The 6,935-nt window shown below is 27.2% G+C and carries 8 protein-coding genes and 2 pseudogenes; 3 read left to right on the forward strand and 7 right to left on the reverse strand.

The genetic code is table 11. The features are described 5' to 3' along the window. Window positions 1–215 precede the first annotated feature (215 nt). A complete protein-coding gene (locus CLTEP_RS12870; RefSeq protein ID WP_066827343.1) occupies window positions 216–1,457 on the reverse strand; it encodes an ABC transporter substrate-binding protein in 1,242 nt (413 codons plus the stop codon). Window positions 1,458–1,552: 95 nt separating this feature from the next. On the opposite strand from CLTEP_RS12870, the gene CLTEP_RS12875 reads away from it, so the two are divergent. Next, the gene (locus CLTEP_RS12875) at window positions 1,553–2,470 is read left to right on the forward strand and encodes an FG-GAP repeat domain-containing protein (RefSeq protein WP_066827344.1); all 918 of its coding nucleotides are present in this window, start codon (window positions 1,553–1,555) and stop codon (window positions 2,468–2,470) included. Between the two features lie 381 nt (window positions 2,471–2,851). Further along, window positions 2,852–3,262 carry a bactofilin family protein gene (locus tag CLTEP_RS12880; RefSeq protein WP_066827346.1) on the forward strand — a complete coding sequence of 137 codons (411 nt, stop codon included), beginning with the start codon at window positions 2,852–2,854 and terminating at the stop codon, window positions 3,260–3,262. 25 nt (window positions 3,263–3,287) lie between these two features. On the opposite strand, the gene CLTEP_RS12885 is transcribed toward CLTEP_RS12880, so the two are convergent. The 6 genes and pseudogenes from CLTEP_RS12885 to CLTEP_RS12905 all read right to left on the reverse strand — a co-directional run. Beyond that, window positions 3,288–3,965: a hypothetical protein gene (locus CLTEP_RS12885; RefSeq protein ID WP_066827348.1), complete on the reverse strand. Its 678-nt coding sequence runs from the start codon at window positions 3,963–3,965 to the stop codon at window positions 3,288–3,290. Window positions 3,966–4,021: 56 nt separating this feature from the next. Further along, window positions 4,022–4,288 carry a hypothetical protein gene (locus tag CLTEP_RS12890; protein ID WP_066827350.1) on the reverse strand — a complete coding sequence of 89 codons (267 nt, stop codon included), beginning with the start codon at window positions 4,286–4,288 and terminating at the stop codon, window positions 4,022–4,024. A 192-nt stretch (window positions 4,289–4,480) separates the two neighbouring features. Next, window positions 4,481–4,639, reverse strand: coding sequence for a hypothetical protein (locus tag CLTEP_RS14945; protein WP_161938382.1), 159 nt, complete (start codon window positions 4,637–4,639; stop codon window positions 4,481–4,483). 27 nt (window positions 4,640–4,666) lie between these two features. After that, on the reverse strand, window positions 4,667–5,212 hold the full coding sequence (locus tag CLTEP_RS14720) for a hypothetical protein (RefSeq protein ID WP_153016341.1): 546 nt from the start codon (window positions 5,210–5,212) through the stop codon (window positions 4,667–4,669). A gap of 173 nt (window positions 5,213–5,385) precedes the next feature. Further along, the gene (gene yihA, locus CLTEP_RS12900) at window positions 5,386–5,970 is read right to left on the reverse strand and encodes a ribosome biogenesis GTP-binding protein YihA/YsxC (protein WP_066827357.1); all 585 of its coding nucleotides are present in this window, start codon (window positions 5,968–5,970) and stop codon (window positions 5,386–5,388) included. Beyond that, window positions 5,960–6,304: pseudogene (locus CLTEP_RS12905) on the reverse strand (S16 family serine protease); the annotation flags it as partial. The pseudogene CLTEP_RS12905 and the gene yihA, both read right to left, overlap by 11 nt. 189 nt (window positions 6,305–6,493) lie before the next feature. On the opposite strand from CLTEP_RS12905, the pseudogene CLTEP_RS12910 reads away from it, so the two are divergent. Next, window positions 6,494–6,935: pseudogene (locus tag CLTEP_RS12910) on the forward strand (transposase); the annotation flags it as partial.

Raw genomic sequence — 6,935 nt, forward strand, 5'->3', positions numbered from 1 at the left:
ATTTGTATCTAATTTCATTACTATCACTCATTTATATTATTTACTGCTGACTTTATTTTAGTACAAAAAAAATAAAATAATAGGAGCAAGTTGTTTTTACGCATTCATCTCCCACTTATAGAAGATGTGAGACTTCTGCTAGGTACGTTAAAGAATTATAAGCTTTTAACAACTTTTTAAGTACAAATTATCACTATAATATCAAGTAATATTCTCTAATAGGTATTCTTGAGTATTTCATACCACTCTTTTCCTGTATATCTTCCTTTTAAAATTTCTGCAATAGAATGTGCTATATTTTTATTTATTTTTTTAGGCATGTTATATGTGAACAATATTGAACTGCTTGATGCATTATTTATATGTTCAACTATTATCTTGTTCAAAGATGTAAATTCTCTATTAGCCTTCTTATTACCTGTAATATATCCCAAATTCACTAATTTATTTTGAAACTCATCACTAAGAACAAACTTAATGAAATTATTTACTTCAATGCTGTTACTATTTTTTTCGCTTACACAAAGTAACGGCTCTACTATTACTGGAATATTACATACGAGCGTATTATTATAATATTCCCTAACAATTCCTATATTGCTTTCATTAAATTTATTATGATAATAAGAACTAGATATAATTAATGGAAATTCTCCCTTTAAAAATCTATCTATATCCTTTTCATCTCCATTTATAAAAATACTATTATTAAAATATCCATTTCTAACAAATTCATGAATAATATTAAACGCTCTTTGCATATTCGTAACCTTGCTGTATTGATTGAATCCGCTATCATACATTCCTGTTATATTTTCCATATTAACATTACTATTGATTATAATTGAACCAATAACATTCTCTATTTCCATTTCTTTATTCATTACAATTGGAACTTGAACTCCATTATCTTTGTAAATCTTTAATATTTTAATCCATTCATCAACATTACTTGGAAAACTAATATTTAATTTTCTCAAAGCATCTTTATTGTACAAAAATTCAATTGAATACGGCATTAAACCTATACCATAATATTCCTCTCCTATTCTTCCATATGCTCCAATAACATTATAATACCTTTCTTTAATTTGGTTTTCGTCGTATTTGTCTGATAGATTAGCAAGCAACCCTTTTTTCTTCATATCAATCATTTTATTTCTTGATGCAAATATTATATCTGACCTTTCTATTAAATTTTCTTCATTATTTACCAATTTCCTATCGCCAATTCCACCCGTAAATTTAACATCAACATTTTCATTAGCATTTTGAAATTCATTTATGATAAAATTCACCTCTTTTAATGAATATTCATCATCAATATTTATATAAACATTTAATTTAGACTTTTCCTCTTTTTTACTTTCTTGCTTTTTGCTACACCCAAATATATTTAATGAGAATACTATTATTACTATAATTAAAACTGTTTTATATTTTAAGGTACATTTCATATTATCACTCCTAGTTATTAAATCAAACCTATTTTTATTTTGTGCAGAATTAATAATAATATAAATTTTTCATATAATCTATTGAGGTGAATAATATGAAAGTAAAAAAGAAATATATTTTTTCTATTATATTAATAGTTGCTTTAATACTTATATTTATAAATACACATTCAAAAACATCTACCATACCAACTTTCAGCATAATTGACAAAACACAACTTGTTAAAGTAGATATGACAGGAGATGGCTATAAAGATATTCTGTACATCACTTCAGAACATAATAATTATTATGTTCAAATTAAAACAAAAAATAAAAATATAGAACTTAAGCCAAGCAAAAAACACTATTCGTTAGGTAAATATTATTCTTATTGGCAGATGAGAACCAACCTAAAAGATATTACTGGAGATAATATACCTGAAATTTTTATTCAATCTTCTTTAAACAACAAACCTATTCAAGCAATATTTGTGAAAAAAAATAAAACTTTTGAAAATATATTCTATAGTTCAAACAATATATTGGGATTTTTATACAATTCAAATGACTTTATTTCAGCAAATTATATTAACGGAAAAATTCATGCTCAAAAATGTATGTTTATTGACAATAACATTAAAAGCTATAAATATAATATGCCTAATACTTATATGGGACTCAATATTATTTTAGATTTCATTGATTATGTTGAAAATATTCAGTATTATGATTTTAACGATCATTCACGTGCATTTTGCGACACAATCGATAAAAATAGTTTAAAAATATTTAGCAAATTAAAGAAAGAAAAAACTACACTGACGTTTCAAGATGCTATATTTATGCCCATTAAAAATAACTCTCATAAGAATAATTCCAAAAACAATATAAAATGGATATTAAATTTCAGAGGAAATTCAAAAGATAACTATATTAAAAATTATACATTCACATTATACTTAACACATTGCTCTAATAAGGAAATATTAGTTTACAAAATCAGTAATATAGAGTGTAAAAACAAAGATTAAAAGAACCGCTCTTGCGGTTCTTAGGGGGATGGGGGGTTTCTTATAATGTGAAAACTTAGTTTTTGGGATTTTCTCCACCTACAGTTATAATTCTAACCTATTTTATCTTTTTTATTCATAAAAAAATATATAAATTATATTACAAATTAAATTTATAAAATCATTTATAAATTATTTGTAATGATTTTTGCTTACTTAAAAATATAATTTAATCAACCAATATTTCAGTATATTTTATATGCTTTAAGAAAACTTCCATATTTTGTAGTTATAACTTGTATTTTAGTTATAATTTGCACTTTAATGAAATATACTATAAATAAGCAAATTTTAATCCATTAAATGTAAAATATCTTTAAAATTTATTTAGGAGAGGATATTATGTTTAAAAAAGGTAATAATGATTATATCGCTACAAATAGTGAAATAAAAACACTCATAGGAGAACAATGCAATATAATAGGTTCTTTAAATGGTACAGGCTTAATTAAAATTGATGGTTACGTAGATGGCGATATTTATTGGGATGAAGATATCATAATTAGTGAAACATGTACATGCAAAGGTAATATCACATGCACAAATGCAAATATAAGTGGAAAAGTACTCGGAAATATAACCTGTAAGGACTCATTAATAATTAATAATTCTGGCAAAATCAATGGTAATATTCTTGTAAAAAAACTCATCATTAATGAAGGTGGAATATTAAATGGCAAATGCGAAATGGCTTTACCAGAAACATCTGAAGAAGTTCTAAATAATCAACCTCAAAATCTAAATGCGATATAAGCAGAATAACATGCGACCTAGCATGTTATTCTTCAGTTAGCACTTCATAATTTTCTTGTACTACATAATTCTCTTGATATATGTCCATAACTTTATCGAGAAATTCTGTATTCTTCTGATCAAAAAGAGCTAATATTATATTTACTATATCAGCAGCTTTATATTTTTTATCATATACCTCTACTACACTGTCATCATACTCATATTCATTTTGCATGATTTCTTCCTGATTTTCAGATTGATTTTTGGCATTTGTAGATAACATACCTAATAGCGAATTTATTTGTTTTTCATCAACATTTTTTAATAAATCTTGCAGTTGATTTTGATCTATATTTTTAAACAACTCTTGAAATGAATTTTGATCTGTATTTTGTTCATTTACATCATTTGATGTTTTTGAATTATTATTAAGCAACAATTTTGCAAGCAAATTTATGTCAATATTCCCTAATAAGTTAAGAATTGGATTACTGTTAAAACTATTTGGAAATAAAGATTTTAACGTTGCATTCGGCATCATATTATTTCCTGTATTCTGCATTGCAAAAGGATTTTGATTATTCTGCATTCCGTTATTCGGCATTCCATTGTTCGACATAATATTGTTTTGCTGTGGAATATAGGAATTTGGATTCACCATTGCTTCATCAATGTAGTTATAATTATTTTTATATTTTTTATGTTTATGATGTTTTGACAAAATGCACTCACCTCCTGTTTAAAGGAGGGCATTTACCCTCCTTAATAATTAAATTATTAATATCTTCTTCCACAAGGATTACAACATGATAAATAGTAAAGAGCAATTATGAATAAAATCCCTTTATCTACTATACCACCGCTGTTACCACATGGATCATCTGAACAAGAATGTCCTCTGAATTGGAGAAGTATAAGAATTAATATTATAAAACTTGGGAAATTGCAACAGCCTGAACCACAACCTAGAGAATGTCCTAATCCATATCCTAAACCACAGCTATTTCCATAAGGAACACAATAGTTACAGCATTTTCTTGACATATTAACCCTCCTTTCTAAACTTTGGTTATAAAAATTTATTTAATTATTTTTAATAGCCTCCAATTAAGCCTTTACTACATGGATTACAACATGACAAGTAATAAAGAGCAATTACAAATATGATCCCTTTGTCAATACCCTGTGAGCATCCACAAGAATTCCCTTTAAATTGCAAAAGAATCAATATCAGTATTATAAAGCTTGGGAAATTACATCCTCCCTGTCCACATCTGTTATAACTACCACATCTATTGTAACAACTACCACATTTATTATAACAACTACAGCATCTATTGTGCTTACAATAGCATGAGCAATGTCTTGACATATAAATCTCTCCTTTCTGAGCATTTGTAATATCACTTATTTAGCTTTAGTTCACTGTTGATTTTGAAAACTACTTGAATTAAATATGCTACTTAAAGAACTTAAGTTGTTTCTTCTTAAAATAATGAATATTAAAATTATCAATATAATCATTGGGTAATATCCATAACCATATCCACCGTATCCGCCATAATTACCGTATCCACCGCAGCTACTGTATCCACAGCAACAGTTGTCGCTACAGCATCCACAATCGTATTGTTGTTCGCAAAGGCATTCACACAAATACTTTCTATATTTTTTATAATACTTTCTGCACTTTTTTCGTTTTTTACGAGAACAGCAGCATAAATCGCATGGATCATAACAGCAACCACAAGTATTACAACCACAGCTACCACAGGTGTTACAACCACAACTACTATATCCACCATATCCGCCATATCCACGTCTACACAATGCAGCAAGTATAATCAGTATGAGCAATATGCCCCCGAAACTTCCTTTGTTCTGAAAACCACTTATAAAAGAATTAATGGTGTCGCTGTTTATATTTCCTGAGTTCATAAAATTATTTAACATGTCATTTAAGTCCACATCACTTCCTCCTTTCAGAAGATTCCTCTAATCACGAGTACTAATCTTAAGTAATGGTCAAAGTTTACGTTTCATACTATATATTATTCTGTAAATTATAAATTGACACAAAAAAAGACTGAACATCTCATTTTTTAAGATATCCAGTCTTATCAATAATACTTAATTAAATATTAATCTAAATTTTTAAAAATAGCTTCTAGTAATTCCTCTTTTCCTTGCTTTTTTAATGAAGAAAAGTGAATTATTTTTTCGTCTTTGTCTAATTTTAATGTTTGTCTTATAACTTTATCGCTTTTAGCTATTTGATTATTACTCAATTTATCCTTCTTAGTTGCAACAATTATTATTTCATATCCATAATACTTAATCCACTCATACATTTGTATATCATCTTGTGTAGGTTTGTGTCTAATATCTAAAAGCAATACAACCTTCTTTAAATTATCTCTTTTAATTAAGTAATCTTCTATCATTTTGCCCCACTTTTGTTTTTCTACTTTAGAAACCTTAGCATATCCGTATCCTGGTAAATCAACAAAACAATATTTACCGTTTATTAAAAAGAAATTTATAAGCCTTGTTTTACCTGGTGTACCACTAACTTTAACTAATTTTCTTCTATTTGTTAAAGTATTTATTAAGGACGATTTTCCAACATTAGACCTTCCCACAAAAGCTACTTCATTAAAACCCAAATCAGGATATTGACTTGGTTTTACTGCCGATATTAAAAATTCTGCCTGCTTAATCATCATTCTTTTCATCTCCAATTAATGCATTTTCAAGTACTTCCTTCACATCACTTACTAAAATAAAATTAAGTTTACTCATAATTGACTTTGGTAATTTAGATAAATCTTTTTCATTACCCTTAGGTATTATTATTGTATCAATGCCTGCCCTATATGCTGATAATGATTTTTCTTTTAATCCTCCTATAGGTAGCACCCTACCTGCAAGTGTAATTTCACCAGTCATAGCAACATTGTGTTTAACCTTATTATTGCTTAATGCAGATACTAAAGCTGTAATTATTGTAACTCCTGCTGAAGGTCCATCCTTTGGCACTGCACCTTCAGGAACATGAATACAGAAGTTTAGCACTTAAAAATTTTTCAGGTCGGTAGCCCGTTGATTTATAAGAATTTAAGAATAATCAGTGGAAATATGAGATTTTCCGATTTTTACTGGAAATTATAGAGAAAAAAGTTGCAAAATAAAAGCATCCTTTTTATAATAGTTTTGTTTAGAAATTCACACAAAAAGGATGCTGATAAAATGAGCAAAAGTTATTTGAAACAATTACTCACCTATACTAATAAGGTATACCATATAGGTGAAAAAATCAATACCTTAAAAGATAAAAGAGTAAAATCAGAAGTAAAAATTTCAACAATTGCTTTTATTGTTTTATTTGGATTTATGCTTCAAATAAGAAGTTTCAATAGATTAGACCATTGGCTTGAAAAAGGTAAATTTAAAAAAGTGTTACCTAAAAAAACTAGAACTCCACGCATTGACGCTGTTAGGCGATGTTTCAGTGGTTTTGATTTAGATGGATTAAAAGAAATTCATAATCATATAATTAAAACTACTATAAAAAATAAGGTTTTTAGAGGTGGTACTATAGATGGGTTAAAGGTTGTTGCAATAGATGGTGTAGAGCTATTTGAAAGCACAAAAAAATGTTGTGATAAATGTCTTACAAGAGTTGATAAAA

This window comes from Clostridium tepidiprofundi DSM 19306 (assembly GCF_001594005.1).
GTDB lineage: Bacteria > Bacillota > Clostridia > Clostridiales > Clostridiaceae > Clostridium_AC > Clostridium_AC tepidiprofundi.